Below are 23,216 nucleotides of genomic sequence, written 5' to 3' on the forward strand. Positions count from 1 at the left end.
CCTGAGGAACCCCGCCCCGAAGCCCCCCGTCATGAACTTGGCCTCACTGGTCTGCCACCACGCCCACTGCGGAATCTGGGAGAACGGAACGCCCTGCCACGTCACCATGTCGGACGTGAAGCAGTGGAGGCCCATCAGCTCACCGGACTGGGCGCCCGTGTAGAGGCCTCGCGGATACCCATACCGGGCGCACACCGCCTCCGCGCCCCTGTTCGCGTACGCCCAGCTCACGTCCGAACGAGCGGTGATGGGATAGCCAGACGCGCTGCGCATCGCGGCCGTCGTGTCGATGAAGACGACTCCCGCGAACGCCTGCGCCGAAGCCAGACTGACAGTGATGGTTGCAAGGGCTGAAACGAGCTTGGAGATTCGTACGGCTCGGAACTTCCTCTCTCCCGAGGGGGAATGGCTGAGATAGCCAAGAACAATACGAGCCCACCTGCCCCTCTGGTTCGACGACTACAACCGCTGCCACCCGCACCGCGGGCTGAAGATGAAGCCACCCCACGAGTTCCGTACTGCTAACTCTCACCCCTGAGCTGTCCGATTTGACGGGGGCACCTCCACTGCCCAGCATCCGGCCTGTCGGCTCACAAGCTACTGCGGTGGACAAGGCGGCCTCGCTGGGTTAGTAGGCCAGCCGCACCAGCTGCACTCAGTTCAGAGTGCAGCCCTGCCCGGACGAGATGCGCCGTACCCGGTTACGTAAGACGACGCCCTGACCAGGGGTGCGTCATGTCGTGGCTGCTTGTTCTCGTTGCTGGGTTGCTGGAGACGTGCTGGGCTGTAGGCCTCAAGTATACGCAGGGCTTCACCCGGCCTTGGCCCAGTCTCTTTGTTGCCGTCACGTTGATTAGCAGCTTGGCGCTGCTGTCCATCGCAATGCGCACGCTGCCGGCCGGAACTGCGTACGCGGTTTGGGTTGGAATTGGGGCCTTGGGCGCCGCGCTTGTTGGCATCGTGCTCTTCCGTGAGCCGGCCACACTGGGGCGCTTCTTCTTCCTCGGACTCATGGTCGTCTCTGTCATCGGCCTGAAGTTCACCAGCGGCGGGGACGCGCACTAGGGGCTGTCTGTCCGAGCGCGCAGTACGTGTCGAGCCTTGGCGACGACGCGCACTGCGCCTGTCGGCTGAGCCTCATCAACGCCATGGTGGCGCACCACGGTTATTCGGACGTGTGCGCCGGCCAGGTGAAGGAGATGTCCCTTGGACCCCATCACGCCTCCGCTCGCTCCCGGCCAGAAGCACGTCGTCGTGCTGGGGGCGGGCTTCGCTGGACTCACGGCCGCCAAGGCGCTCGCGCGTCACTCGGCGCTGTATGTGACGGTCCTCGACCAGCGCAACCATCACCTCTTCCAGCCGCTGCTCTACCAGGTGGCTACTAGCGGACTGAGCCCCGCGGACATCGCGGTGCCCATCCGCTCGCAGTTCGCGCGCAAGCCCAACGTGTCGGTGCACTTGGGCCGCGTCACGTGGGTGAACCTCAAGGAGCGCTGGGTGGGCGGCGAGGGCGACGTGCGGCTGCGCTACGACTACCTCGTCATCGCATGCGGCGCGCAGCACAGCTACTTCGGCAAGTCGGAGTGGGAGGACTTCGCCCCGGGACTCAAGACGCTGGAGCAGGCGACGGAGCTGCGCCGCCGCATCCTCAGCGCCTTCGAGCAGGCGGAGAACGAGCGCGACGCCGAGCGCCAGCGCGCGCTCCTGAGCTTCGTCGTCGTGGGCGCGGGCCCGACGGGTGTGGAGCTGGCGGGCGCCATCGCGGACATCAGCCGCACGGTGCTGGTGCGCGATTTCCGCCGCATCAAACCGTCCCGCGCGCGCGTCTTCCTCGTGGAGGCGGGCCCACGGATTCTGCCGTCCTTCAGCGAGAAGCTGGGAGCGCGTGCGCACCGCGACCTTGCGGCCCTGGGCGTGGAAGTGCGCACGGAGGCGCGCGTGACGGCGGTGGACGCCGAGGGTGTGATGCTCGGCTCCGAGCGCCTGGCCTCGCGCACGGTGGTGTGGGCTGCAGGTGTGCAGGCCGAGCACCTCACGCGCGGGCTCGGCGTGCCGCTGGACCGCGCGGGGCGCGTGCACGTGGCGGCGGATCTCACGCTGCCCGGCCACCCGGAGGTCTTCGCCGCGGGTGACGTGGCCCACGTGGAGCTGGACGGTAAGCTCGTGCCCGGCGTCGCGCCTGCGGCCATGCAGATGGGCCGGGCCGTGGCGCGCAACGTCCTCGCGGACCTGCGCGGCCGCCCCCGCACGCCCTTCCGCTACAAGGACAAGGGCGCGATGGCCACCATCGGCAAGCACCGGGCCATCGCTGAGACGGGCCGCGCCAGGCTGACGGGCTTTGTCGCGTGGGTGGCGTGGCTCTTCATCCACGTCTGGTACCTGGTGGGCTTCAAGAACCGCTTCGGCGTGTTCGTCACGTGGGTGTGGAGCTACCTGTTCAGCACGCGCGGCGCGCGGCTCATCACGGAGCACGAGTGGCGGTTGAGCCCGAAGGTCGCGTCTGAGCGCGCGCCGCACGCGGGCGAGGTGACGGCGGACGACCCCACGGCGCCCACCCGTGATGCACGGCCGCCGGACGGGACGACGGCTACAGCCGCTGCCGCCCTCATCGCGGACGGAAGATGATGTCACCCCCCGAATTCCGTACTGCTGATTCCCAACCACGAGCTGTCCGATTTGACGGGGCAGCTCCAGGCGCGCTCCTGCCTGCGAATCCCACCCGCGGCAAGTTTGTTTCCGGCACGTAGCTCCGCTTGGACAAGAGCGCGCTGGGGGGCGCTGCGACTACCCCTCCATCGGCGAGCAGAGCTCCACCAGGACGCCGTTGAGGTCCCTCACGTAGGCCACCGTCTGTCCCCAGGGCTTCTGCTTGGGAGGTTGCGTCGCCTCGGCGCCCGCCTCCACGGCACGTGTGTACGCGGTGGCGACGTCGGGAGTGACGAGCGCCAGTTCGATGGCCGCGGCGTCTTCCTTCGGCCGCAGATGGCGCACGGTGAAGCCATGCTCCTTCGCCGCGCCTTCCTCGACGAAGGCCAGGGCGGTGGCGCCTGTCTCCATCTCCGCGTAGCCACCGCTCTCGTGGATGAAGCGGCGCGCCAGTCCGAAGGCCTTCTCGTAGAAGGCGATGGCGGCGCTCACGTCCGGTACGTAGAGGATGATGTAGCCGAGCTTCATGGCGGACTCCTGTTGGTCAGTGGGACGTCTGTGTGAGTGCGTCGTCACACGGATGGCACGGGCCTGTCTTGAAGGAATCGGACAGCGCTCAACCCACGAGTGCGGTGGGCGACACGCCGGCCAGTTCCCGCACGTCTCGTGACAGATGCGCCTGGTCCGCGTAGCCGCATTCGAGCGCGATGTCACACAGGTCCGTGCCCTCACGGGAGCGCAGCAGGGACACCGCCCGCTGGAAGCGCAGCACTCGCGCGAGCAGCTTCGGCGGTACGCCGGCTTCGTCCAGGATGTCCCGGTGCAGGGTGCGCTCACTCACGCCCAGCTCGCGAGCGAGCGCGGCCATGCGCACCTGTCCCGACGAGGCTTGGAGGTGTCCCAGGGCCTGGACGGCACGCGGCTTCGCCATGCTCCGGAACGAAGCCCAGCGTCGGGCGATGGTGCGCTGGAGCAGGGCCATGGCCTGGGCGGGCGAGGCGCAGTCTTCCATCCGTCGCTGGACCTGCATGAGGGCGGGCGAGCAATCCTGGGCGGAGACGTTGAGTCCGCAGAGTTCACGCGGACTGACACCCAGCAGGGCCTGCGCCCAGCCAGGACGGAGCCTGACGCCCAGGCTCACCCCGCCGGGCTCGAGGTCGACGAGAATGAAGCGCTTCATGGGGCCGACGACGGCCAGCCGGGGGGCGGCCAGCCACACCGGGCCTGGGGCGTGTTGGAATCCGAAGATGAGGTCGGTGCAGCCATCCGGAAGGACCCGGTGCTGCCGGGGGAGGGGGACGTCGTGGGGCTTTCGGGGCACCCAGAACTGCCAGAACGCGTCCACCGCATCCGCCATCTCGATAGGCGGTGCCCACTGGGTGTAGCCCTGCTGCTGTGCGTCCTCCGCCATCCCGTCCCTGTCTTCAGCCCGTGCACAGCCTGTCAGGCCCTGTGCGGCCATTGCGTCCATTTCCCATGAAAGGAGCGGTGGCCATGAAGACGGCGAACCTGACGAGCCCGATGAATCCCGACACCCTGAACGATACTGTCATCGGCATCGATGCGCTCGCGCTCGCTGGCCGGGCCACCGCTCGTGATTCCAAGCGGGGGGCGACCTCCCGTCGAGATCTCCCGCCTGGGCTCTGACCCACCGTGCCCCGTCGAAGGACAGGGCATGGCAGGCCAGAGGCCGGGCTCCCCGAGGGGACCCGGCCTCTTTCTTTTCCGGGTCAACCCCACTGCTCCGGGATGCGATTGGAATCGCAGCACGGCCGTCTACCGTGTGAACAGGGTTCGATTCCCTGTCGGAGCGCTCATCCCCGAGGTGACGCCCATGAATCCCCTCCCCATCGAGTCCGAGCCGGAAGACCTGTTCGACGGCATCGCTTCCTTCTGACACCGCGCCCCGTGGCTGGGGCGCTCTCGCAGTCGCAGTTCCGGTCTTGTAGCTCAGAGGATAGAGCACTCGGTTGCGGACCGAGAGGTCGCAGGTTCGACTCCTGCCAGGACCACTTCCCTCAACCCCGCGCAGCGCCTCGGGAATCTCCCTGGAGGCGTCTGCGCGTTGAGCCACCTCCGCCGAGTTCCGCACCACCGGCGCACCATGCGGGCCGCCCACGGCCAGCGGGAGCACCTTGGCAAGAGGCTCCTCGGTTGGCTGGAAGCTGAGTTGCTCCAGGCCCGCGCGCATGTCGTCCACATCGAGGTGGCCATAGACGCCTGCCGTGATCGTGGGCGAGGAGTGCCCGAGGATGCGCTGCACCACCGCCAGCGGCACCCGCGCCTTGAGCAGCAGGGTTGCCGTGGTGTGGCGCAGGTCGTGGAAGCGGATGGCGCGCGGCTTGGGCGAGGGCCACAGCATGAAGCCGCAGCCCGCCTTGGAGCAGCGGCGCACCTCGGATGAGGCCGCGTGCTCGACGCGTCCACAGCGGCGGCACTTGTGGGCCCACCCATCGACAAGCTGGGCGCGGCTCATCGCGGACCGGAGCAGCGGGGCAAGGTCCACGTTCAGGGAGTGCATCGAGCCATCCGGACGAGGGAACACCAGCCCCGAGGGGCTCTCCCTCATCGCCTGGGCGAGGTAGGGCCGCAGCTCGTGGTGGATGGGGACGAGTCGGGCCCGCCCGCCCTTCGTGGTGCCCGCCTCCCAACTCCTCGTGACGAGGATTTCCCCCTGCTCAAGGTCCACGTCCACCTTTTGGAGGGCCACCAGTTCGCCGCGCCGCATCCCGGTATAGACGGCAGTGGCGAACAGGCACCGCCACTCAGGGGGCACCTGGGCGAGCACCGGCCCCACCTCCTCGGCCTTGAGGTAGGACGGTGCGCGCTTGGGCACCTTGCGCCGAGGGACGGCATCCACGGGGCTGGCGCCCTTCCAGAGCCCGCGCTGGATGGCTTTAGAGAAGACGGTCTGCGCGAAGCCGCGCAGGTTGTTGACCGACTTGGGCGACAGGTCGGCGGCTGCGGAGAGCGCCTCATCAATGCGAGCCGTGGTCACCTCGGGGATCGCCAACGCGCCCAGGCGGGGCCGAAGGTGTTTCTCGGCCGCGAGCCGGTCCCCCTGGGAGCGAAGCTGCCCGGCGAAGTTCTGCGCGTACCAGTCGAGCAGTTCCCCGAAGGTGAGGGAGACGGGGACCTCGATGGGCTCCAGCCCGAGGCGCTGGAACTCGGCCTTGCGCTCCAACTCGCGTGCGAGTTCCTGGGCTGCGAGCTTCGTGGCGCAGTTGGTTCGACGCTGCACCCACCGGCCCGCCCCGTTTTTCCACTTCACCACCCAGGAACCATCGCGCTTGAAGATGCTGGCCATGGTCAAACCCCCTTGAGGCGAATCCGCTTCGAGCCGAAGCGGGCGAACACTTCCAGATTGCCCCCGAGCGCCTCGACGTAGCGCTGGAGCGTGGAAACCCGGTGGCCCGTCCGGCGCTCCGCCTTGGAAAGCTCGGACTGGTCCATTCCGGCTGCGGCGGCCAGCTCAACCTGAGTGAGGCCACGGAGCCGCCGGAGATCGGCAAGCGTGAGCACTTCCGGAGCGGTGCGCTTGGAGCGCGGGCGAGGTGAAGTCCCCATGGACACGAACATGCACTTAACCTCCTAGCGGCGCAACGGGGTGACGGACCCACGGGGAACACGGTGGCGCTCAAGGAACGTGCGGATTTCCTCGGGCCGGAATCGGAGCGCCGCGCCGATGCGCACGCAGGGAAGCCGTCCCGCCTCGGCCTCCTTGTAGACCCACGAGGTGGACATGGAGAGGAAGCGGGCAACGTCCTGCACCCGCCAGAGCGGTTCGGGGTGGCTGCTCATGGCTCCCGCTCCGTAGCCGTGCCCGGGGCGAGGATGTACCCGCGCCCTTCGCACTTGAGTTCGCCCCGTTCTTCCATCGCGTTGATGGCCCGGAAAGCAACCTGCCGTCTCCCACCCACCATCTTGGCCAACTGCGCTTTGTTGGGAGGGGTAGTCGCGGAGGTGAGCACCCTCCGTATCTGTTGCTCCTTGTCCTGCGCGGCTGTCTCGGTCACGTCCTCGATGGTCACAGTGCCATCGGCGAGAGAGAGCGTGAACTGGTGGCGCTGCGCTGTTTCCCCATCACGCCCCTTCGCCACCTGCGCCACGAAGGAGATAAGCCCCGAGTGACGTGGCGTGTCCTCTCGCGTGAGGTTCACCTGCATATCCGCCCATCCCGACAGCACGGTGCTCCCCCTTGCCGCGTAGATGGGTGGCCCTTCGCCGCGCTCGCCCGCCTTCGAGGTGTGGTGCACCAGCACGATGAGCGCACGCGGGTTGATGGTGGCGAGTTCCTGGATATGCTCCTTCGCTTGGTTCACGGCTTCGGTGTCGTTCTCATTCCCGAGGAACAGCGAGGAGAACGGGTCGAGAACCAGGACAGGTGCCTCGTGGGCGCGCAGTTGTTCGGCGATCTGCTCGCGTATCGCAGCGTCCTCAAGCCGCACCCGCTTACGGTGGGCGATACGCACGAGGGCATCCGGGAGGAAGCCAAGGGCCGTAAATCGGTCGCGGATGCTGCGCGGCCGGCCCTCCTCAAGCACGAGGAAGGAGTGCCGCCCAGCTTTCGCCGCCTCCTTGGCGATGATGAGCGCGAGGTACGTCTTGCCCACCCCTGGTGCGGCCACGACGAGGAGGTTGCCAGAATCTGGAACCACCTCCGCAATGAGCCAGGAGAGGGGGGGCAGGTCCTTGGTGCGCTCAAGGAAGTCCGAGAGGGACTCGAAGAGGGGCGGAGCGGTTCCGGCGGTTCCCGGTGGTTCCGGGAACCGGTTCCCAATCCCCGACCCTGTAGGCGGAACCGGAACCGGCTTGCGGCCATTGGTCACGGCAGCGAACACTTCCGCATCCGAGCGGCCGGCGGCATCGTCTCCGCTCATCGCGCGCCCCCCTGGTGGGAAGAGAAGTCCACCCGCTCGACCGTGACTCCTACAGGGAGCGCCTCTCGAACCTGGAGTGCGTAGCGGTCTCCGGCCCCGTCTCCGTCGGTCGCGACCCAACAGGGAACCTCTGTGGGCCAATCCGAGAGGGAACGGAAGGCGTTTGCGCTCCCGGCCACCATGCCGAGCACTGCCCAGCGTCGCCCGTAGCGACAGGCGACTTGCGCGAGTTTGAGAGTGTCCGTGAGCCCCTCGGTCACCACCACGGCTTCGAGTGCAGCCAGAGTCTCCTCGCCCCGCACTGCCCGGAGGAACTCTCGGCCCCGGCCATCGGCAAAGAGAGTTCCCGCGTAGGAGAAATCTCGCGGGTTGCGCGTCTTGTCCTTCGCCGGAAGGTCTGCCCGGATGGCGCGTGCCTGGATTGAGGCCACGTTTCCATCAGGCTCGAAGGCGAGGAGCGCGAGCCGGTACACCTCCGGCGGGTAAGGCCACCACGACGGGTATGGGTAGCGCTCGGGCGGCGGAAGGATGCGCGCAAGCTCGCGGGTCTCCGGCATGGTGAGCCATCCCATGTCGAAGCCGCGCGTCGAGAGGTAGACGCGGACCGCTCCGGTCCAAGATGGGTCAAGGCCGGAGGGGACCGCATCCAGCGGAAAGCTCGCGCGCCAGAGGGACTCAAGCTCGGCTTTCGGGGGGCGCAGGGCGCGTGATGGCGCCATGGGCTGCATACGCAAGGGCGACGCGAGAGAAACCGCCAGGCCATCCGCCAACGCTGCGCGCACCGGCGTCCAGTCCCTCGGCCTGGGGTTCTGAGCGATGACCCATGCGGCGAGCGTCACCGCGTCGCCGTGAGCGTCGCACTCGTGGCAGCGCCAGCCGCGCCCATCCGGCGTGAGGCCGACAGCACCGCGTTTGTCACTGCGTGAAGGGTGACGGTTCGCCGCCCCGCAGGCGGGACACGGCCTGATGAATGCCCCGCGTGGCCCACGCCTGCCAACTTCCAGGCCGAGCCCACGCGCGACTGCTTCAACGCCCCGCTCTCGCACCTCGGAGAACCAGTTTGGGAGGACGAGGCTCACGAACGGCCTCCCCGCGCGCGCGACTCGCCGATGAGCATCGCAATATCGCCCGCGCGCCATGCGGTGATGCGAGGACCGAGTTTGACCGGCTGAGGGAAACGACCCGAGCGAACCCCCGCCCACCATGTGGAACGGCTGACGGGGATGAGCTTGAGGATCGCCGGGAGCCTGAGAAGACCGGGAAGTGTTTCTGCGTCCGACACCGATTGCCTCCGTGCTGTGAAGAGCAGGGCAATCGTGAGTCGTCCGGCCTGTTGATTACGTGGGGACGGCTGGCGGATTCGTGGAGGGGTTGTCCCCCCTCAATTCACTGGTCAGTTGGTCAGCGCCCCCGAGTTGTTCGGCCCGAGGATGCGCTTGCCTTCGCTCGCTCCAGTGCCTTCTTCCATTTTTCAAGGCGCTGCTCCCAGGCGGAGTCGCGGGCATCCGGGGCATGCGGCAACTGGCTGCCGTGCGCTACCTCCAAGAGTGCCGCGATAGTCTTCGTGATGGACCATCCTTCTTTTGAAGACACTGTGACGAGGTAGCGGGCAATCGCCGTTGTCTCCTTCGCATTGCTTCCCGTGACTTCACCTCTCGGCCTGATTCGGTTGGCCTCCTTCAGAAGTCCGTCTCCCTCACGGAGCCAAGGTTCCAGCCGTTCAAGCAAGGCGCGCACTGCGGCAGGCCCCACAGGCGCATTCTCCAGTTCCTCCCACGAATCTTCGAGCTGCTCACGCAGGGACGCTGGATACGGCCCGGTTCCTTCGCTCTCGATGGCCCGCGACGCCTTGACGGTGTTCTTGAGGGCGCGCAGTTCGGGCCCGAGCGCTTTCAAGCTCTCCCAGAGAGCCACAGTCTCGCGTAGGCGCGTTGGGCGATGGACCTTCCGCCGGAGTCCTCGCAGTACCGCCGCGCATCGTGCATCTCCGAGGCGGCGCTTGCATTCGGCCAGCGCCTCTTCTGCGCTCGCGTATGGCGGGCTCTCTCGCTTCTTCTTGCCCATGTACGCCCCGGGTACTCCCCAGAAGGTGGAAGGGGCGCGGACTGCCACGTCTGGGAGCCGTGGCCGGTTGGCCGAGCGTGCCCACGCGGCGCTCTTCTATCGCAACTGGCCGCCATCAGCCGATGCCCAGACCGGAGGCTTTCCCGCTGGGCGAGGCAGCAACAGCCGAATAACCACCGCTACGCCCTGGGGGGAACTGGCCTCGAACTCACTGAGCCAACGCTCCGCCGAGGTCATGTCGTCGTCCTCATACAGTTCCACCACGGCCAGGGAGGGCGCATCCCGGCTTGCGCGACGCTCCAGGGCTTCGATTCGGGAACGCAGCTTTACCGCGCACACACCAGTCCTCCCGCGCGGGGAGAACCTTCGTGCCTGGCTGTGGCTTCGAGCTTGGCGAGGCGCTCCTCCAACTCTGTGCCCTGGATGATTCCGGCGAGTACCGAGTACCCGTAGATAAGCGCCCGTGCCTTGCTGGCTTCTATAGTGCCGTCTTCCAGCGCGCGGAGGCAGTCGGCGAGCCCGGTCCTCACGTTCCCGAGGTTCACCAGTCGCCGCCGACGCTGCCGGGGGGAGGGGGGAGGGGGCAATCCCAGGTTTTCACTCATGATTGCGGTACCTTGCGTCACTCAATCGCTGCACCGAAGGGCCGATTTTAGGCCCAAGAGAGGGCCTTTTCGGCCCCTTGCTATGGCACCAATGCCTGTGCCAACACGGCGAAAGTCGCGGGCTCGATGGGAGCGCATTCACGCTGGGGAATGGCAGTGCAGCGTGAGCGAGGGGGACCGTCAGAGCCAGCCTATTGCTTCTTCTTTTTGAATCTCGACAGCACTTCTCGCGAAAGAGAGTTGTTCTTGGCCGCAAAAGTGCCGCTCCAGTTGAATCGCAACTCTAGGTTGTGACCGAGCTTTACGGTCCCGTGTGGGGGGATGACATGCCCGAAGGTACCCCCATGCTCTGGTGGCTGAATGGCGCGGTCGAGCGGTTGATTCCAGGAGCATGCGATGCGGAGAAGACCTCGGAAGGTAAGAACCCCGCCGGTCTGTTCTCCATCTCTCCCCACAGCCATATCGAACGAGAGTCTCTTTGTGTTCTCGACCTGCTCACCCACGCTTGCTAGCACGCCGATTCCGCACCCTTCGTCGAATGGCTCGACCCCAAAGATACGGCGCACGAGGCGCAGGTCGGGCCTCCAACCCGACGGCGCCGCCCGGTAGTTGCCAGAGAACAGCAAGTTGGCCATCAGCTTGAAGCACCATCGCTGGAATCTGAGCCCATCTATGGTGTACTGGCGCAGGGACCAACGAGAGTTTGGGCGGCCGCTGCGAAGAGCGTGCATGTTGCTCAAGTCATCGCACAGTTCCCAGGCATCAATTGCTGACTGATCCAATTCGCTGAGTTGCGCGTTGTGGTCTCTACAGAGAATGTTTGCCACCAGCGCCGGAGCAGGAAGAGTCCGCTCTCCATCGGGGCACCAACTGGCGCCCCGGACTGTTGCCCCATTCGGGAACAAACCGTTGGTGAAGTAGTGCTCGCGGGACATGCCGCCACCGCAACGGGAAAGTTCATGTGCCCAGCATGATTCCACGACACCGCTCCTCTTGCTCGCAGCGACGGCCCCAGGTCACGTGGCCGCGTCCTCGTCGTGGGGCTCAGCAAACAGCTCGCTGAGCGCCACATCGTAGGCCACGGATGCGGCAACCAGCGTGGCCACGGTGGGGTTAGCAGTGCCTCCCTCCAATCGCGGCATGTACTTGGGATGCAGCCCCATCACTTCTGCGGCCTGTTCCTGCGTGAGCCCCCTTGCTTGGCGAGCCTCCCTGAGTCTCCTCCCGAGTCGCCGTAGCTCCCGCTTGATTGCGGGCGCCAAATCTTCCGTCGTTGCGGTCTCGGTAGGGGATGGCCGCTGTGACTTGCCGGGTGGGGACACAGAGCCAATTTGGCCCGGGTAACCTTTACGTTACCACAACCTATAGTTTACCTTCGGGCCGCCAGTGACCCTCGAAAGGACGGCCTGCATGACCGAAGAGATGGACCGCACCAGCGCCCCGGCAGTCGTCAGCATTGACCTGGAACTCGCCACCGTGGCGGGAGCAACGCGGGGAGCGCAACTCCTCGCGGAACTGCTCGCAAATCACGCGCTAGATGGCACCAGTGAGAGAGAAGCTCCCTCGGGCATCTTCTCAATCCTGGCTCTGGTGACGGAACGCATTGGTCAACTACGGCGTGTGATCCGCAACGAGGAAACCCCTGCCCACTTGTGGGCCCCGCACAACGGGGTCGTGGACCCAACAACGAGCGATGAGTTCTCCGGGGATATCGTCCTGTTCGCTTCGGGGCCTCTAAGATTTCCCGTTGTTATGTGGGGTGTCCGAGAAGATGAACCCCAAGAGGAACCCAAGAGGCGCTCGGGACGTAGGAGCAAGGCAACGGGCCAGAAGTCGAGGGCCGTAGTGTCCTCCCGCCCCAAGGAGGCCCTGAATGAATCCGAGCCGCCCTCTCGTGCGCCGCACGAACAAGAGCATTTGAACGGTTGACGCACAGCCCAATCTGCCACTGTTGGCGGCTCTAAGGATCTTCTCATGCCACTAGAGAAGGTCCTAACCGGGCGCGTGGCGTCTCGCGCTCACTGGTGTCTAGGACGCACCGAGGCAGTCCGCATTGTCCAATGACGTTAGGGGCGGCCCGTAGGACGAGACTCGCTCGCGTGGGAATCGGCATCGACTTTCGCTAGTGGCGCATGGGGGGGCGTCGTGTCCCAGCGAAAGAGTACAACGAACGCGGCGACCCCCAATATTAGTCCGAGTATCAGATACATGCGACCACCGTCACGCCGCGCAGCATTAAGCACAAGGATGGCAAGTCCATCGAGGGCGAAAAACGCCGCAAGCGGCCACGCCTCGCGAAAAGGCCAAGCCTGACGCAAAGACACGTACAGGAACAAAAACGGCATTGCCAAAAAGCCTAGGAGGATCTTCCAGAGCGGCATTGGCGGCTTCGTGGGAGTGCCGGCTACCTCCCGCGAAATGTGATCGTGTAATTCGTCTACGGCGACGTAGGCGATCAATCCAACCACCGCTCCGACTATGAGACCTCCGACCGTGCCAACGAAGCCCGCCGCTTGGTGCCCGAAGTAAGAGAAGCCGAAAAGGCAGGCGAAGAAAACCGTGCCTGCCGGCGCTGAGATGACCTGCCATAGGACGAGGAGCACTGCGGCAACAAGGCCGAGGCTTCCGATGAATGTACTGTCCGCCTGAGTCCAGAGGTCTGCAAGCCGGTCCATACAGGCCAGCCTCTCGCACCCCGAGAGGGCCGGTCAACGGCCCAACGGGGCGGCATAGGGCGCCGCCCGCCAGCCAAGTGCACTGCGCCTCAAAAGACCAATTATGTCCGCCTTAACGGCGGCCACGTATGTCAAGACGACGAGCGGCTTTATTGGTTCCGGTTCCCGCCATAGGACTGGGAGCCGGGAACCAACGCCGCCAAGCCGTGCCCATGGAGTCAGTCAGGTGCGGGCGGTAGGCGCGGCTGGATGCAGAAGCCCCGCAGCCGAAACGTGCCCAAACACCTGCTCCTTGAGGAGTTCGAACGCCCAGGAGTCGCCGCCCAGCGCATTTCTCAGCGAGTTCTCGAACCATTCATCCAACTGCGCATCCGAAGCCCGGCTGTAGTCCTGAATGTAACTGGCCCCATTGCGATGCAGGCGCTCGCGCACGTAGAGAATTTCCTCCCGGCGCTCGCGCGGCAGGCGAGCCCACCATGCGCGGACGGTGAGTATCTCGTGGCGCCGTACGTAGCGTCGACACCATCCCCACGTGACGAGCACACCAGCCACCCCAGCAAGTAGCCACCATGGGACGAACATGGCCCAGCAGCCTCCCGCGCCCCACTCGACCCCGTCAACCTCCCGAGGGGGTGGGGCGTAGAGCGCCGACCACGAAAAGCCCAGCGGCACCATTGGGCTACGCACTTCCGCTGCACGCTGGCCACGTCTGCCGGGAAGATGAGGACTCAACCGGTTCCCGCTATAGAGCCGGGAACCGGGAACCAGCGGCCCAAGCATCAGCGCCGCCCCCGGGCGAGGAGCGCCTCTAGTGACGCGGCCGGGATGCGGATGGAGTTCCCGATCCACACCCGTTCCAATTCCCCACGTTCGAGGAGCGCGTAGACGGTGGCTCGGCAGACGGCCAACTTCTCCGCCACCTCTCGCACCGTGAGCATCGGCGGGGCCACTGGCCGCACCATGTTCCGCACCACCGGCGCACCACGGCCAGTCGAAGCAGTGGAAATGGTGCCAACCGTAACCGTCCTTGCTCCCTGGGAAGCGCCAATCCCTTCCGCAGGTTGCGAGCCGGTGACAGAGGCTGCGAACTCCTGCCAACCCGCCCCACCCCGGTTGCGGACCGAGAGGCCGCAGGTTCGACCCCTGCCAGGACCACTCCTCCTTCAGTTGTCTGGTGCACCGTGGGTATGGCAAGTGAGGGCCACTCCGTCATGGATGACGCGACCACCCTCTTGCTGGACACTTCGTGAGCCCGGTCACCCTGCAAATCAACCTCGCGCCCACGGACTATCCGCACGCGCGCCTCATCCTTCGGCATCAGTTGCGCCAGCTCGGGCCCTCCGTGCAGGAGGTGCTGCTCGTGCTGGACCTGCACCGCAGCCAGGGCAGCCGCTTCGCGGGTGCGTGGCTGGAGCGAAAGCCGAAGATGGACGCGCTGCTGTCGGAGCTGTCCTCGGCGGATCCGCGCATCCGGCTGGTGGAGGTGGACTATTCCCCCGCCGTCACGAAGGCACTCTCCGAGCAGTTCTTCGGAGGCTCGCGGCTGCCCATGAAGGACTCGCGCGGCGGGCCCTTCCATTCCTACTTCTTCGGGCTCGCGGCGGCGAAGCACCCGCACGTGATGCACCTGGATGCGGACATGCTCATCGGCGGAGCGTCGCGCGCCTGGATGGCGGAGGCGGCCGCGCAGCTCGCGTCACGCGAGGAGTTGGTGAGCTGCAGTCCCTTGTCAGGCCCGCCGCGCGCGGACGGGACGATTGCGGGAGACAGTCGCTGGTACGAGCCCGATGCACAGGGCTCCCACGCGTTCCGTTTCCGGCGCTTCAGTAGCCGGGCCTTCTTCGTGGACCGCGATGCACTGGTGCGCCGGATAGGCCCGCTGCAGGCGAAGCTGGCGCCGCCCATTCACGTGCTGCGTGCATTGCGCGCGGGCAATCCGCCGTACCGCGAGCCGGAGAACCTGGTCACCCGGAGGCTCAAGCGTCGCGGCTTGTGGCGGCTGGACTTCCTGGGCGCGGCGCCGGGCCTGTGGACATTGCATCCCCAGTACCGCTCGCCCACGTTCTACGAGCGGCTGCCGGAGCTGATTGCGCGCGTGGAGTCAGGGGACATGCCTGATGCCCAGCGCGGCCAGGAGAACGTGCACGACTGCCTGGTGGACTGGTCCGACGTGAGGGCCGCGCGGCGGAAGTGGTGGCGACGCGGGTAGTGTCAGCACTTCCGCCCGGGGCCCCTGACGTCAGCCCAGGGGCGACTCGGAGGTGACGATGCCGTCCAGGTCTGCGTAGACGTAGTGGCCGGGGCGGAAGGTGACTCCGGCGAAGCGGACCTCCACGTCGCGTTGTCCCTCGTTGCGCTTGAGGCTCTTGAGCGGGTGGGTGCCCAGCGCCTTGACGCCGATGCGCATGCGGCCCACGTCCTCGGCGTCTCGGATGCAGCCATTCACCACCACGCCCGCCCAGCCATTCTGCTGGGCGAGCAACGCGAGCTGGTCCCCCACGAGCGCGCATCGGCGGCTGCCTCCGCCGTCCACCACCAGCACCCGGCCCTGGCCGGGCTCCTCCAGGGCCTTGCGCACGAGGGAGTTGTCCTCGGGCGCCCGCACCGTGCTGATGGGACCCGCGAAGGTCCGGACGCCGCCGTAGTCCTGGAACCCGGGCTCGGCAATCTGGAACCACGGCGTGCCCGCGTGGGCATCGCAGAGGTCGGCCGTCTTGAAGTCGGTGAACGTGCTCATGGGCTTCGAGCCTTCTCAGGCCTCGCGGGACGACGCAACGTCCAGGGCGCGGAGGTCCTCCTCCGTCAGTTGCAACGTGAACGCACCCAGCAGTTCCTGCGTCTGGCTGGCGGACGTCGCGCTCGCGATGGGCGCCACGATGGTGGGCTGAGCCGCGAGCCACGCGAGCGCGACCTGGGCGAAGTTCGCTCCCGGATGTCGGCGCGTTACGGCCTCCAGGGCATCAATCACCGCCCAGCCGCGCGCGTTTCCATACTGCTTCAGCACGCCTTCGGCGCGGGCCGACTTCGGAGGTGGCTGGTCCTTGCGGTACTTGCCCGTCAGGAAGCCCGAGGCCAACGCGAAGTAGGGCGCCACCACGAGCCCTTCCCGTTCGCAGATGCCCCGGAGCGAAGACTCGAAGTTCTTGCGCTCGACGAGGTTGTAGTGCGGTTGCAGCACCGCGTATCGGGCGAGGTTGTTGCGGCGGGACACCTCCAGCGACTCGGTGAGCCGCTGCGGGGAGTGGTTGCTGGTGCCCAGTGCGCGGACCTTGCCGGCGCGCACCAGCGCGTCGAAGGCCGCCATCGTCTCCTCCACTGGCGTGTCCAGGTCCTCGTAGTGCGCGTAGTAGAGGTCGATGACGTCCACCTGCAACCGGCGCAGCGAGGCCTCCACGCTGCGCTGGATGTGCTCGCGGCCCAGGCCCTTCCCCAGCTCCGTCTGCGAGCCCACCTTGGTGGCGATGACGACGCGCTCCCGAGCGCCGCGCGACTTCATCCACTTGCCGATGAGCGTCTCCGACTCGCCGCCGCGGTTGCCGGGGACCCAGCTCGAATAGACGTCCGCCGTGTCGATGAAGTTGCCGCCGTTGTCGGCGAAGGCATCGAGCACCGCGAACGAGGTCGCCTCGTCGGCTGTCCAACCGAAGACGTTTCCTCCCAGGCACAGGGGGGATACCTGAAGGCCGGTGGTTCCGAGTGCCTTGCGTGCTTCGAGCTTCGTCTGGGGCATTGCCTGTCGCTCCCTCGGTGAGTGGTTGGCCCGCGGGCCGTGGCCGGCGTAGCTAACGCGTCCCGAAACAGGGTGCAGGTCAAAATGCCCCCGTTCATCGGCGAGAGTGTCGCCGTGCGGTATCGAGCATTTCCCACCGCTGGGGATGCTCCGCGAGCAGTGCAATCCAGGGATTCACTTCGTCTCGAGCCGCGGCGTTCGTGTCACGGAGCCGCTCGAGGACGGGCACGGCGCGGCTCAGGCCCAGCCGAGAGATGGATTCCAGCAGCGCCTCGCGCACGCTCGCCTCAGGTTCGGCGCTGTAGCGGGCGGCGAGTGCATCGAGGCTCGCGGAGAGCTCTGCCATGGGCGAGGTCGCCAGGGCCCGTGCAGCCGCGGCACGTACGACGGGGGGCTTCGCTGACTGGAGCAATGTACGGACCTGCGCCACGGACGGTCCTCTCACCGCTTCGATGGAAGACGCGCCCAGGAGTCCCGCTGCCGTGGCCGGGTCTTCCGCGACGGTGGCCAGTGACACCGCACGCTCCGCCACCACGCGGTAGCGGCCGGCGTTGCGAGCGGCTTCCTCCCGGAAGTTCTCCACCGCGGCCGCGCGGACCTCGGGCGCTGCGTCCGTCACCCAGTCACGGTAGATGTCTCGGCCCTTGAGGACGTGGATGCCCAACAGTTGGGTGGAGGGCTCCCCCGTCTGTTGCAGTGAACGAATCAACACGGCACGCAGGCGCGCGTCGGGTGTCTCACTTACGCGGTCCACCAGCCGCTCCAGGATGCGGGCCTGTCCCTCCAGCGCGTAGCGCAGCACCCAGGTGTCGGAGAGCAAGGCCAGCACGTCAGCGTCCTGCTCCTTGCTGAGGTGCTGCCAATGCACGTCCTCGGACAGGGACTCCACGAGCCCGCGGAGTTGTTCTCGCACGTAACGCCGGTACGCCGGTGAGGCGTGGCCCTGGCGATACTCCGCGAGGAGCGCGGTGAACTCACATGGCACTTCCTTCAGCGGCTGCGCATGGGCGGGCAGGGGCGGGAGCGTCGAATGTCCGGCGTCAGCGGCCTGCGGCGTCGAGGCATCGAGGACAGGGGCGGTGTTCCTTTCTGGAGCACGCCAGAGGTGTGTGCCCACCACGGCTGCGCCCAACGCCCCGGCGAGGAGGACCCAGCCGAACCTTCCACGCGGATTCCTCATGGCGTCCGGGCCTCCACGTCCTCAGGGCAGCGGTGATACACGCGCTTGTTCAGCCACAGCCGGTCGAAGTCCACGTGTCCCGCGTCGTAGAGCGCCTGGAAGTCGGCGACGTCTCGAGCGAATCGGCGGTCCTGCTTCGAGTAGTCCCGCACTTGGGGAAGCGCCTCGGCGCCACCGGCCCGGAGCGTGTAGCGCAGGAGCGCCCAGCGCACGCACAGGCGCTGCTCTTCAGGAAACGCGTCGCTGAAGTGACTCAGCACCGCGCGCGTGTCGCGGCCATCGGACAACGCCAGGGCCGCCAGCTCCCGGACGTTGGCGTCTGAGTCATTCTCAAGCGCCCAGGCCAATTGCTTCACGGCCCGCGCATCCAGTCGCACGGACAAGGATGCGGCCAGCTCCACCGCCAGGGCGCGGATGTGATGGTCCTCGGACTCCCGCGCCAGTGTCAGGAGTCGAGTGAGGTAGGGCTCCTCCGAGCCTCCTGCCTGGAAGTCGTTCTTCATCACCCTGCCCAGGGTTCTCACCGCGAGCAGGGACACGCCCTGAGGGGCCGTGCTGCTCCTGGCCAACGCCATCAGCCGGTCCTGCGCAGGGGCGCCGAAGCGCGCCTGTGTCTCCAGTGCCTGCAGCGACTGTGCGCGGTGGTCGATGGATGCGTGCTGCTCCGCCATCGTGAGGAGCCGCTCGGCCACCCGTGCATCCCTCACCGCGGAGGCTTCACGCAGGCCCGCCAGCAGCACGGAGGCTTCGGGCGCCGGTGCGGCGTCAGCCCAGTCGAGCACCTGAAGCGCGGCCTGGGCGTCTTCACCCAGGACTTCCGGAATCCGTTCGGTGAGGAAGGTGAGGGCGGCGGCGTCGTTCTGCACCAGGGCCTGCTGGATGGCGGCTCGCACCGTCGGCAGCCCGTGACGTTGTTCGAAGTCCAAATAGCCCGCGCGGCAGGTGAGGCGTGGAAGACGTTGGAGGGGCGGCTTGGCAGCCATGGCGGGGGTGACGCCACACATGAGGAACGGCCAGAGCGCGCGGGCCCAGCCTCGGACTCGTGTGCGAAGGGCCTGGCTGAAGGGAGGGGCGGCGGGCATGGCGCGTGTCGAACCCTGGACGATGCGTCGCTGAAACCATCCAATTTAGTCAGATTTACAAGAAAGGCGGTTTCTTCCGCACAGCCCGAGACTGTCCATAATGTGTCGACGACGGCACGAAGAAGCGGGGGGCATGGGAGCGGGCGTGTGGGGACACAGACTGCCTCGTGCCGCATGTTATGGAACGAGCCATGAACCACGCTCACAGTCAGGCTCTCTTCGCTCGCGCGCAGGCTCGCATCCCCGGCGGAGTGAATTCCCCGGTGCGCGCCTTCCGAGGCGTTGGCGGCGACCCTGTCTTCTTCCGTGAAGGCTCAGGTGCCTGGCTCACGGATGTGGACGGCAACCGCTACGTCGACCTCGTGGGGAGCTGGGGACCGCTCATCCTGGGCCACGCGTATCCGCCCATCTTGGACGCCATCATCGACGCCGCGCGCCGGGGTTCGTCCTATGGCGCGCCGCATGCGGACGAGGTGGAGTTCGCGGAGCTCATCTGCGCCACCATGCCCGCGGTGGAGATGGTGCGCCTGGTCTCCAGTGGCACCGAGGCCACGGTGGCGGCCATCCGCGTCGCGCGGGGCTTCACCGGTCGCGAGCACATCCTCAAGTTCGAAGGCTGCTTCCACGGCGCGGGAGACCCGTTCCTGGTGAAGGCGGGCAGTGGCGTGGAGACGCTGGGCCTGCCGGACTCTCCGGGCGTGCCGTCGGCGCTGGCGAAGCTCACGCTCACCGCACCCTTCAACGACCTGGCCGCCGTGGAGCGCATCTTCGCGGAGAGTGGCCATGACATCGCCTGCGCCATCATCGAGCCGGTGGTGGGCAACATGGGCGTGCTGGTGCCGAAGCCGGGCTACCTCGAAGGGCTGCAGGCGCTCTGCCAGAAGCACGGCGTGCTGCTGGTGCTGGACGAGGTGATGACGGGCTTCCGGCTGTCACGAGGTGGCGCGCAGGAGCTGTACGGCCTCAAGCCGGACCTCACCACCATGGCCAAGGTGATTGGCGGGGGCATGCCGATGGGGGCGTATGGTGGCCGCCGCGACATCATGGAGAAGGTGGCTCCCGCGGGCCCGGTGTACCAGTCCGGCACGCTGTCGGGGAACCCGGTGGCGGTGGCGGCGGGCCTGGCGTGCCTCAAGGCCCTGGCGGCCCCCGGCACCTACGCGCGGCTGGAGGAGGTCAGCCGCATGTTGGAGGTCGGCCTGCTCGCCGAGGCGAAGGCCGCGGACGTGCCCGTCACCGTCAACCGCGTGGGCAGCATGCTCACGGTGTTCTTCACCGGTGAGCCCGTCTACGACTACACCAGCGCGAAGAAGGCGGACACGGCGCGCTTCGGGAAGTTCTTCCACGCCATGCTGAACGAAGGCGTCTACCTGCCGCCCAGCCAGTTCGAGGCGGCGTTCGTGTCGCTGGCCATTGGCGAGCCGGAAGTCGCGCACGTCCTCGCGGCGGCGAGAAAGGCCTTCCGTTCGCTTGGCAAGACCGGTTGAGCCCGCGCCCCTCGAGGGGCCCGTTCGCTTCGGTCCCTATACCCTCGTGCGCCGCATCGGCGCCGGGGGGATGGGAGAGGTGTTCCTCGCGCGTGAGGAGGCGCCTCGTCGTGCATGTGTGGTGAAGAAGGTCCTCCCGCAGCTCATGGCGAGCCCGCAGTTCGCCGGACGCTTCCGGGATGAAGCCCGCGTCGTGGTGCGGCTGCACCATCCGAACATCGCGCGCGTGTACGCCATGGGCGAGGTGGAAGGGCAGCTCTACCTGTCCATGGAGTACGTGCAGGGCAAGACGCTCAGCCGGCTGACGTACCGGCTGCGGCAGCTCGGGCGGACGCTGCCGCTGGGCATCATGCTCCACCTGGGGCAGCGGCTCTGTGAGGGCCTGGCCTATGCGCACGACGCGACGGATGAGTTCGGCAATCCGCTGCACCTGGTCCACCGGGATTTGTCTCCCGCGAACGTGTGCATCAGCTACGCGGGCGAGGTGAAAATCATCGACTTCGGCGCGGCGCAGTCCACGCTGAAGGAGCAGCAGACGGCGCCCCGGGTGGTGATTGGCAACCTGACGTACATGGCACCGGAGCAGGCGCGGAAGCGCTTCGTGGACCGGCGCGCGGACGTGTACGCGGTGGGCGCGCTGCTGTGGGAGTTGTTCGCATGGAAGCCCCTGGCGCAGCGGGGCGACCCGGTGGAGCGGTGGCGGCGCGCGGCCTACCCCCAGTGGGAACCAGCGGGGAGTGTCCGGCAGGGCGTGCCTACCAGCGTGGATGCGTTCCTGATGCGCGCGCTGGCCTCGGAGCCCGACAATCGCTTCCCGGACGCGGCCGCCATGGGCGCGGAACTGGCGCGGATGAAGGCGAAGCTGGCGCCCAACGTGGGGGATGCGGATGTCGCGCGCCTCATCGCGGCCGCGTTCCCCCGCGAGAAGAAGGCGGAGGAACTCGTGCTCCGCGAACTGCTGCGGGAGCCGCGTTCCCGCGCACTTACCGAGCCCGCGTTGGCCACCGTGCTCGCTCCGCCCACCGCGCTCGCGTTCGAGCACGAAGGCATCGACGCGCCCGAGGACTACGTCCCGGCTGAGCGTGGCGACGCTGAGCCTTCGAAGGCGCCGCCGTCGGCCCGTCCGCCTGATGCGAATGTCCCATCCGCGCCGGATGCCTCCGTGCGAGGCACGCCAGCGAAGGCAGCGCATGCCGTGGATGAACTTGAAGTCACGGTGCGAGGGACTCCTGGAAGGGCGCCGGAGGTGCCTCGCGCTGACAATGCGCCTCGCGTCACCGCGCTGTACGGAACGGAGGACGAGACGACCGTGGTGGAGGGCGGAGCCTCGCGAGCGCGACGGGGCCTTCCCGGCGGCGAACGGGCACACCTCGATGTGGAGGGGGAGGCCACCGTCGTCCATCCATCGCGAGGCCCGGCCGCGAGCGCGCCACTCGGTGCGGACGAGGAGACCACGGTCGTTCAGCCCGAACGTGCCCGGATGGCGGCGGACGCTGGCATGGCGTCGAAGTCCGCGGTGGGCCCTGGGGCCGCGAACTCCGGAGCCAGCCTGGGCGGAGACGCGGCGGCCACCGAAGCCGTCGATGCGGCGAAGCTGATGGTCGCGCTCGAACGGGCGGAGGCCAGCCGAAGCCAGGGCGCCCGTGCCACCGCGTCCGAGGATGTCACCGTGACGGAGGTGAATCCCGCCAGGGCGCTCCCGTCCTTGCCGCCCCAGGCCGCGCAGTTGCGCCGAGCCACCCGCGAGACACAGGTGGGCTTCGGCGTGGACATCTCCCAAGCGGTGGATGCCGCGGCGGTGGAGGCCCGTCGTCAGGAGTTGGTGCGCGCCATCACGGGGGATGATGCGCTGCCCGTGCCAGAGCCCGAGGAGGACTTCGGCACATGGCTTCGCGGTGGTCGTCCCTGGCTCGTCGCGGGACTCTGCGCGGGCGCGTGTGCCCTGGGGCTCGCGCTGGCTTGGGCGCTGGCCTGAAGCCAGCCGCGGGCGTCAGCTTCCCCAGGGCAGCCGGTAGCTGAAGCCCAGGCTGATGGTGGCGGTATCAATCCAGTTGCTGGTGAAGCCGTCGCCAAACTCGTCTTCGTTGTCGTCCGACGTGCCTCGCGCGCCGCCGCCCAGGTAGCGCAGGTTGAGGAACGCATCCACCTTGTCGGTGATGCGCACGCCGCCGCGCAGGGACGCGTCCAGCAGCGCGCCCGTGGTGTTGGAGTCACTGTCGCCGTTGATGATGGCCGTGGGCGCGTAGCTGCCGTCCGCCTCGAAGCCCAGCCACCAGCCACCGCCCAGTCCCCACCGTCCGCGCACCTTCAGCAGCGGCACCGGCCCCACGTCTCGCGCAGTCCGCCGCAGCGTCCCGTCCGCGGAGGTGAAAACATAGTTCGCGTTGCGCAGCTGGAGCGACACGCCCACGGACAGCTCGCGGTCCGGACCGGACAGCAGGTCATACAGATAGCTGGCCCGGTAGAAGGGGAAGCTGTAGCTCACGTCCAGCGGAGTGCCCGCGGGGAAGTCCAGCGCGTCGATGCGCACGTCCCGCTTGAGCACCACCTGCGTGTCAATGGCCAGCGGCTGGTAGAGGAACACCACCGAGTGCCGGCCCTTCAACGTCAGCTCCGCCGACAGCCGCATGAAGTTGTAGAGGTTGTCCTGCCCGCCGTCGTCCGTGTAGCGGAACAGGGTGCCGTCGCTGCCCTGGCGGATGCTGTGCGCCAGCACGTCCAGGAAGCCCAGCTCTCCCACGAACTTCAGCTGCACCCGAGGCTCGTCCGGAGCCGTGGGCGCCTGGGCCTGGACGGTGAAGGTGCTCAGACAAAGAAGGACTCCCAGGACGGCGGCATGGCGGTGCATTTCTGCTCCTCGCGAAGGG

The 23,216-nt window shown here is 67.3% G+C and carries 25 protein-coding genes, 1 tRNA gene, 2 pseudogenes and 1 riboswitch; of the genes and pseudogenes, 8 read left to right on the forward strand and 20 right to left on the reverse strand.

Annotated features, from left to right (window positions below; translation table 11 throughout):
- The coding region (locus FMP39_RS29960; protein WP_141593521.1) for a hypothetical protein at positions 1-273 on the reverse strand (273 nt) is incomplete at its 3' end.
- Between the two features lie 151 nt (positions 274-424).
- Here FMP39_RS29960 and FMP39_RS29965 point away from each other — a divergent pair.
- The 3 genes and pseudogenes from FMP39_RS29965 to FMP39_RS29975 all read left to right on the forward strand — a co-directional run.
- Positions 425-538 (forward strand): annotated as a pseudogene (locus FMP39_RS29965) (integrase core domain-containing protein); the annotation flags it as partial.
- Between the two features lie 118 nt (positions 539-656).
- Positions 657-720, forward strand: a riboswitch (guanidine-III (ykkC-III) riboswitch).
- A 15-nt stretch (positions 721-735) separates the two neighbouring features.
- Positions 736-1,065, forward strand: coding sequence for a multidrug efflux SMR transporter (locus tag FMP39_RS29970; RefSeq protein WP_011550520.1), 330 nt, complete (start codon positions 736-738; stop codon positions 1,063-1,065).
- 141 nt (positions 1,066-1,206) lie between these two features.
- Complete coding sequence (locus FMP39_RS29975) at positions 1,207-2,625, forward strand: NAD(P)/FAD-dependent oxidoreductase (protein ID WP_141593522.1); 1,419 nt, start codon at positions 1,207-1,209, stop codon at positions 2,623-2,625.
- A gap of 159 nt (positions 2,626-2,784) precedes the next feature.
- Here FMP39_RS29975 and FMP39_RS29980 read toward each other — a convergent pair whose 3' ends face one another.
- Both FMP39_RS29980 and FMP39_RS29985 read right to left on the reverse strand, forming a co-directional pair.
- On the reverse strand, positions 2,785-3,174 hold the full coding sequence (locus FMP39_RS29980; protein WP_141593523.1) for a VOC family protein: 390 nt from the start codon (positions 3,172-3,174) through the stop codon (positions 2,785-2,787).
- 88 nt (positions 3,175-3,262) lie between these two features.
- Positions 3,263-4,057: a helix-turn-helix domain-containing protein gene (locus tag FMP39_RS29985; RefSeq protein WP_228558455.1), complete on the reverse strand. Its 795-nt coding sequence runs from the start codon at positions 4,055-4,057 to the stop codon at positions 3,263-3,265.
- Positions 4,058-4,140: 83 nt separating this feature from the next.
- On the opposite strand from FMP39_RS29985, the gene FMP39_RS29990 reads away from it, so the two are divergent.
- On the forward strand, positions 4,141-4,293 hold the full coding sequence (locus FMP39_RS29990) for a hypothetical protein (protein ID WP_153904244.1): 153 nt from the start codon (positions 4,141-4,143) through the stop codon (positions 4,291-4,293).
- A 292-nt stretch (positions 4,294-4,585) separates the two neighbouring features.
- Positions 4,586-4,658: transfer RNA gene (locus tag FMP39_RS29995), tRNA-Arg, on the forward strand.
- Positions 4,659-4,858: 200 nt separating this feature from the next.
- On the opposite strand, the pseudogene FMP39_RS38720 reads toward FMP39_RS29995, so the two are convergent.
- From FMP39_RS38720 to FMP39_RS30055, 12 genes and pseudogenes are all read right to left on the reverse strand, one after another.
- Positions 4,859-5,953, reverse strand: a pseudogene (locus FMP39_RS38720) (tyrosine-type recombinase/integrase); the annotation flags it as partial.
- Between the two features lie 2 nt (positions 5,954-5,955).
- Positions 5,956-6,225, reverse strand: a complete 270-nt coding sequence (locus tag FMP39_RS30005) for a helix-turn-helix domain-containing protein (RefSeq protein WP_228558456.1) — start codon at positions 6,223-6,225, stop codon at positions 5,956-5,958.
- Positions 6,226-6,237: 12 nt separating this feature from the next.
- Entirely contained in the window at positions 6,238-6,447 is a 210-nt protein-coding gene (locus FMP39_RS30010) for a helix-turn-helix domain-containing protein (RefSeq protein WP_141593525.1), read from the reverse strand.
- Positions 6,444-7,526 (reverse strand): AAA family ATPase, encoded by a 1,083-nt coding sequence (locus tag FMP39_RS30015; RefSeq protein ID WP_141593526.1) that lies wholly within the window; start codon positions 7,524-7,526, stop codon positions 6,444-6,446. Before FMP39_RS30015 ends, FMP39_RS30010 begins: the two co-directional genes overlap by 4 nt.
- Positions 7,523-8,083 carry a toprim domain-containing protein gene (locus tag FMP39_RS30020; RefSeq protein ID WP_141593527.1) on the reverse strand — a complete coding sequence of 187 codons (561 nt, stop codon included), beginning with the start codon at positions 8,081-8,083 and terminating at the stop codon, positions 7,523-7,525. The genes FMP39_RS30015 and FMP39_RS30020 overlap by 4 nt, the downstream gene beginning before the upstream one ends.
- 518 nt (positions 8,084-8,601) lie before the next feature.
- Complete coding sequence (locus FMP39_RS38725) at positions 8,602-8,808, reverse strand: AlpA family transcriptional regulator (protein WP_095956843.1); 207 nt, start codon at positions 8,806-8,808, stop codon at positions 8,602-8,604.
- Between the two features lie 119 nt (positions 8,809-8,927).
- Positions 8,928-9,590 carry a hypothetical protein gene (locus FMP39_RS30030; RefSeq protein WP_141593528.1) on the reverse strand — a complete coding sequence of 221 codons (663 nt, stop codon included), beginning with the start codon at positions 9,588-9,590 and terminating at the stop codon, positions 8,928-8,930.
- A 796-nt stretch (positions 9,591-10,386) separates the two neighbouring features.
- Complete coding sequence (locus tag FMP39_RS30035; protein ID WP_141593529.1) at positions 10,387-11,130, reverse strand: hypothetical protein; 744 nt, start codon at positions 11,128-11,130, stop codon at positions 10,387-10,389.
- 81 nt (positions 11,131-11,211) lie between these two features.
- Positions 11,212-11,517: a helix-turn-helix domain-containing protein gene (locus FMP39_RS30040; RefSeq protein ID WP_228558457.1), complete on the reverse strand. Its 306-nt coding sequence runs from the start codon at positions 11,515-11,517 to the stop codon at positions 11,212-11,214.
- Positions 11,518-12,261: 744 nt separating this feature from the next.
- Positions 12,262-12,870, reverse strand: coding sequence for a hypothetical protein (locus tag FMP39_RS30045; protein WP_141593531.1), 609 nt, complete (start codon positions 12,868-12,870; stop codon positions 12,262-12,264).
- A gap of 222 nt (positions 12,871-13,092) precedes the next feature.
- Positions 13,093-13,452 (reverse strand): hypothetical protein, encoded by a 360-nt coding sequence (locus FMP39_RS30050; protein WP_141593532.1) that lies wholly within the window; start codon positions 13,450-13,452, stop codon positions 13,093-13,095.
- Positions 13,453-13,649: 197 nt separating this feature from the next.
- A complete protein-coding gene (locus tag FMP39_RS30055) occupies positions 13,650-13,832 on the reverse strand; it encodes a helix-turn-helix domain-containing protein (RefSeq protein ID WP_141593533.1) in 183 nt (60 codons plus the stop codon).
- Between the two features lie 284 nt (positions 13,833-14,116).
- On the opposite strand from FMP39_RS30055, the gene FMP39_RS30060 reads away from it, so the two are divergent.
- On the forward strand, positions 14,117-15,079 hold the full coding sequence (locus tag FMP39_RS30060; protein ID WP_141593534.1) for a hypothetical protein: 963 nt from the start codon (positions 14,117-14,119) through the stop codon (positions 15,077-15,079).
- A gap of 30 nt (positions 15,080-15,109) precedes the next feature.
- Here FMP39_RS30060 and rraA read toward each other — a convergent pair whose 3' ends face one another.
- The 4 genes from rraA to FMP39_RS30080 form a co-directional block, all read right to left on the reverse strand.
- Positions 15,110-15,607 (reverse strand): ribonuclease E activity regulator RraA, encoded by a 498-nt coding sequence (rraA, locus tag FMP39_RS30065; protein ID WP_141593535.1) that lies wholly within the window; start codon positions 15,605-15,607, stop codon positions 15,110-15,112.
- A 15-nt stretch (positions 15,608-15,622) separates the two neighbouring features.
- Positions 15,623-16,600: an aldo/keto reductase gene (locus tag FMP39_RS30070; RefSeq protein ID WP_141593536.1), complete on the reverse strand. Its 978-nt coding sequence runs from the start codon at positions 16,598-16,600 to the stop codon at positions 15,623-15,625.
- Between the two features lie 94 nt (positions 16,601-16,694).
- On the reverse strand, positions 16,695-17,780 hold the full coding sequence (locus FMP39_RS30075) for a hypothetical protein (RefSeq protein WP_228558458.1): 1,086 nt from the start codon (positions 17,778-17,780) through the stop codon (positions 16,695-16,697).
- Positions 17,777-18,763 (reverse strand): hypothetical protein, encoded by a 987-nt coding sequence (locus tag FMP39_RS30080; RefSeq protein ID WP_228558459.1) that lies wholly within the window; start codon positions 18,761-18,763, stop codon positions 17,777-17,779. Before FMP39_RS30080 ends, FMP39_RS30075 begins: the two co-directional genes overlap by 4 nt.
- Positions 18,764-19,053: 290 nt before the next feature.
- Here FMP39_RS30080 and hemL point away from each other — a divergent pair, with 290 nt between their 5' ends.
- Complete coding sequence (gene hemL / locus FMP39_RS30085) at positions 19,054-20,349, forward strand: glutamate-1-semialdehyde 2,1-aminomutase (RefSeq protein ID WP_141593537.1); 1,296 nt, start codon at positions 19,054-19,056, stop codon at positions 20,347-20,349.
- Between the two features lie 46 nt (positions 20,350-20,395).
- On the forward strand, positions 20,396-22,324 hold the full coding sequence (locus tag FMP39_RS30090) for a serine/threonine-protein kinase (RefSeq protein ID WP_228558460.1): 1,929 nt from the start codon (positions 20,396-20,398) through the stop codon (positions 22,322-22,324).
- 15 nt (positions 22,325-22,339) lie between these two features.
- Here the strand turns inward: FMP39_RS30090 and FMP39_RS30095 are convergent, their stop codons facing one another.
- Complete coding sequence (locus FMP39_RS30095; RefSeq protein ID WP_141593539.1) at positions 22,340-23,197, reverse strand: hypothetical protein; 858 nt, start codon at positions 23,195-23,197, stop codon at positions 22,340-22,342.
- Positions 23,198-23,216 lie beyond the last annotated feature (19 nt).

It is taken from the genome of Myxococcus sp. AB056 (assembly GCF_006547365.1).
GTDB lineage: Bacteria > Myxococcota > Myxococcia > Myxococcales > Myxococcaceae > Myxococcus > Myxococcus virescens.

What these genes read in the sequence shown, in the direction of transcription:
- FMP39_RS29970 (WP_011550520.1), top strand. Translation starts at nt 736, where the DNA reads ATGTCGTGGCTGCTTGTTCTCGTTGCTGGGTTGCTGGAGACGTGCTGG.
- FMP39_RS29980 (WP_141593523.1), bottom strand. Translation starts at nt 3,174, where the DNA reads ATGAAGCTCGGCTACATCATCCTCTACGTACCGGACGTGAGCGCCGCC.
- FMP39_RS29985 (WP_228558455.1), bottom strand. Translation starts at nt 4,057, where the DNA reads ATGGCGGAGGACGCACAGCAGCAGGGCTACACCCAGTGGGCACCGCCT.
- FMP39_RS29990 (WP_153904244.1), top strand. Translation starts at nt 4,141, where the DNA reads ATGAAGACGGCGAACCTGACGAGCCCGATGAATCCCGACACCCTGAAC.
- FMP39_RS30005 (WP_228558456.1), bottom strand. Translation starts at nt 6,225, where the DNA reads ATGTTCGTGTCCATGGGGACTTCACCTCGCCCGCGCTCCAAGCGCACC.
- FMP39_RS30010 (WP_141593525.1), bottom strand. Translation starts at nt 6,447, where the DNA reads ATGAGCAGCCACCCCGAACCGCTCTGGCGGGTGCAGGACGTTGCCCGC.
- FMP39_RS30015 (WP_141593526.1), bottom strand. Translation starts at nt 7,526, where the DNA reads ATGAGCGGAGACGATGCCGCCGGCCGCTCGGATGCGGAAGTGTTCGCT.
- FMP39_RS30020 (WP_141593527.1), bottom strand. Translation starts at nt 8,083, where the DNA reads ATGCCGGAGACCCGCGAGCTTGCGCGCATCCTTCCGCCGCCCGAGCGC.
- FMP39_RS30030 (WP_141593528.1), bottom strand. Translation starts at nt 9,590, where the DNA reads ATGGGCAAGAAGAAGCGAGAGAGCCCGCCATACGCGAGCGCAGAAGAG.
- FMP39_RS30035 (WP_141593529.1), bottom strand. Translation starts at nt 11,130, where the DNA reads ATGTCCCGCGAGCACTACTTCACCAACGGTTTGTTCCCGAATGGGGCA.
- FMP39_RS30045 (WP_141593531.1), bottom strand. Translation starts at nt 12,870, where the DNA reads ATGGACCGGCTTGCAGACCTCTGGACTCAGGCGGACAGTACATTCATC.
- FMP39_RS30050 (WP_141593532.1), bottom strand. Translation starts at nt 13,452, where the DNA reads ATGTTCGTCCCATGGTGGCTACTTGCTGGGGTGGCTGGTGTGCTCGTC.
- FMP39_RS30055 (WP_141593533.1), bottom strand. Translation starts at nt 13,832, where the DNA reads ATGGTGCGGCCAGTGGCCCCGCCGATGCTCACGGTGCGAGAGGTGGCG.
- rraA (WP_141593535.1), bottom strand. Translation starts at nt 15,607, where the DNA reads ATGAGCACGTTCACCGACTTCAAGACGGCCGACCTCTGCGATGCCCAC.
- FMP39_RS30070 (WP_141593536.1), bottom strand. Translation starts at nt 16,600, where the DNA reads ATGCCCCAGACGAAGCTCGAAGCACGCAAGGCACTCGGAACCACCGGC.
- FMP39_RS30075 (WP_228558458.1), bottom strand. Translation starts at nt 17,780, where the DNA reads ATGAGGAATCCGCGTGGAAGGTTCGGCTGGGTCCTCCTCGCCGGGGCG.
- FMP39_RS30080 (WP_228558459.1), bottom strand. Translation starts at nt 18,763, where the DNA reads ATGGCTGCCAAGCCGCCCCTCCAACGTCTTCCACGCCTCACCTGCCGC.
- hemL (WP_141593537.1), top strand. Translation starts at nt 19,054, where the DNA reads ATGAACCACGCTCACAGTCAGGCTCTCTTCGCTCGCGCGCAGGCTCGC.
- FMP39_RS30095 (WP_141593539.1), bottom strand. Translation starts at nt 23,197, where the DNA reads ATGCACCGCCATGCCGCCGTCCTGGGAGTCCTTCTTTGTCTGAGCACC.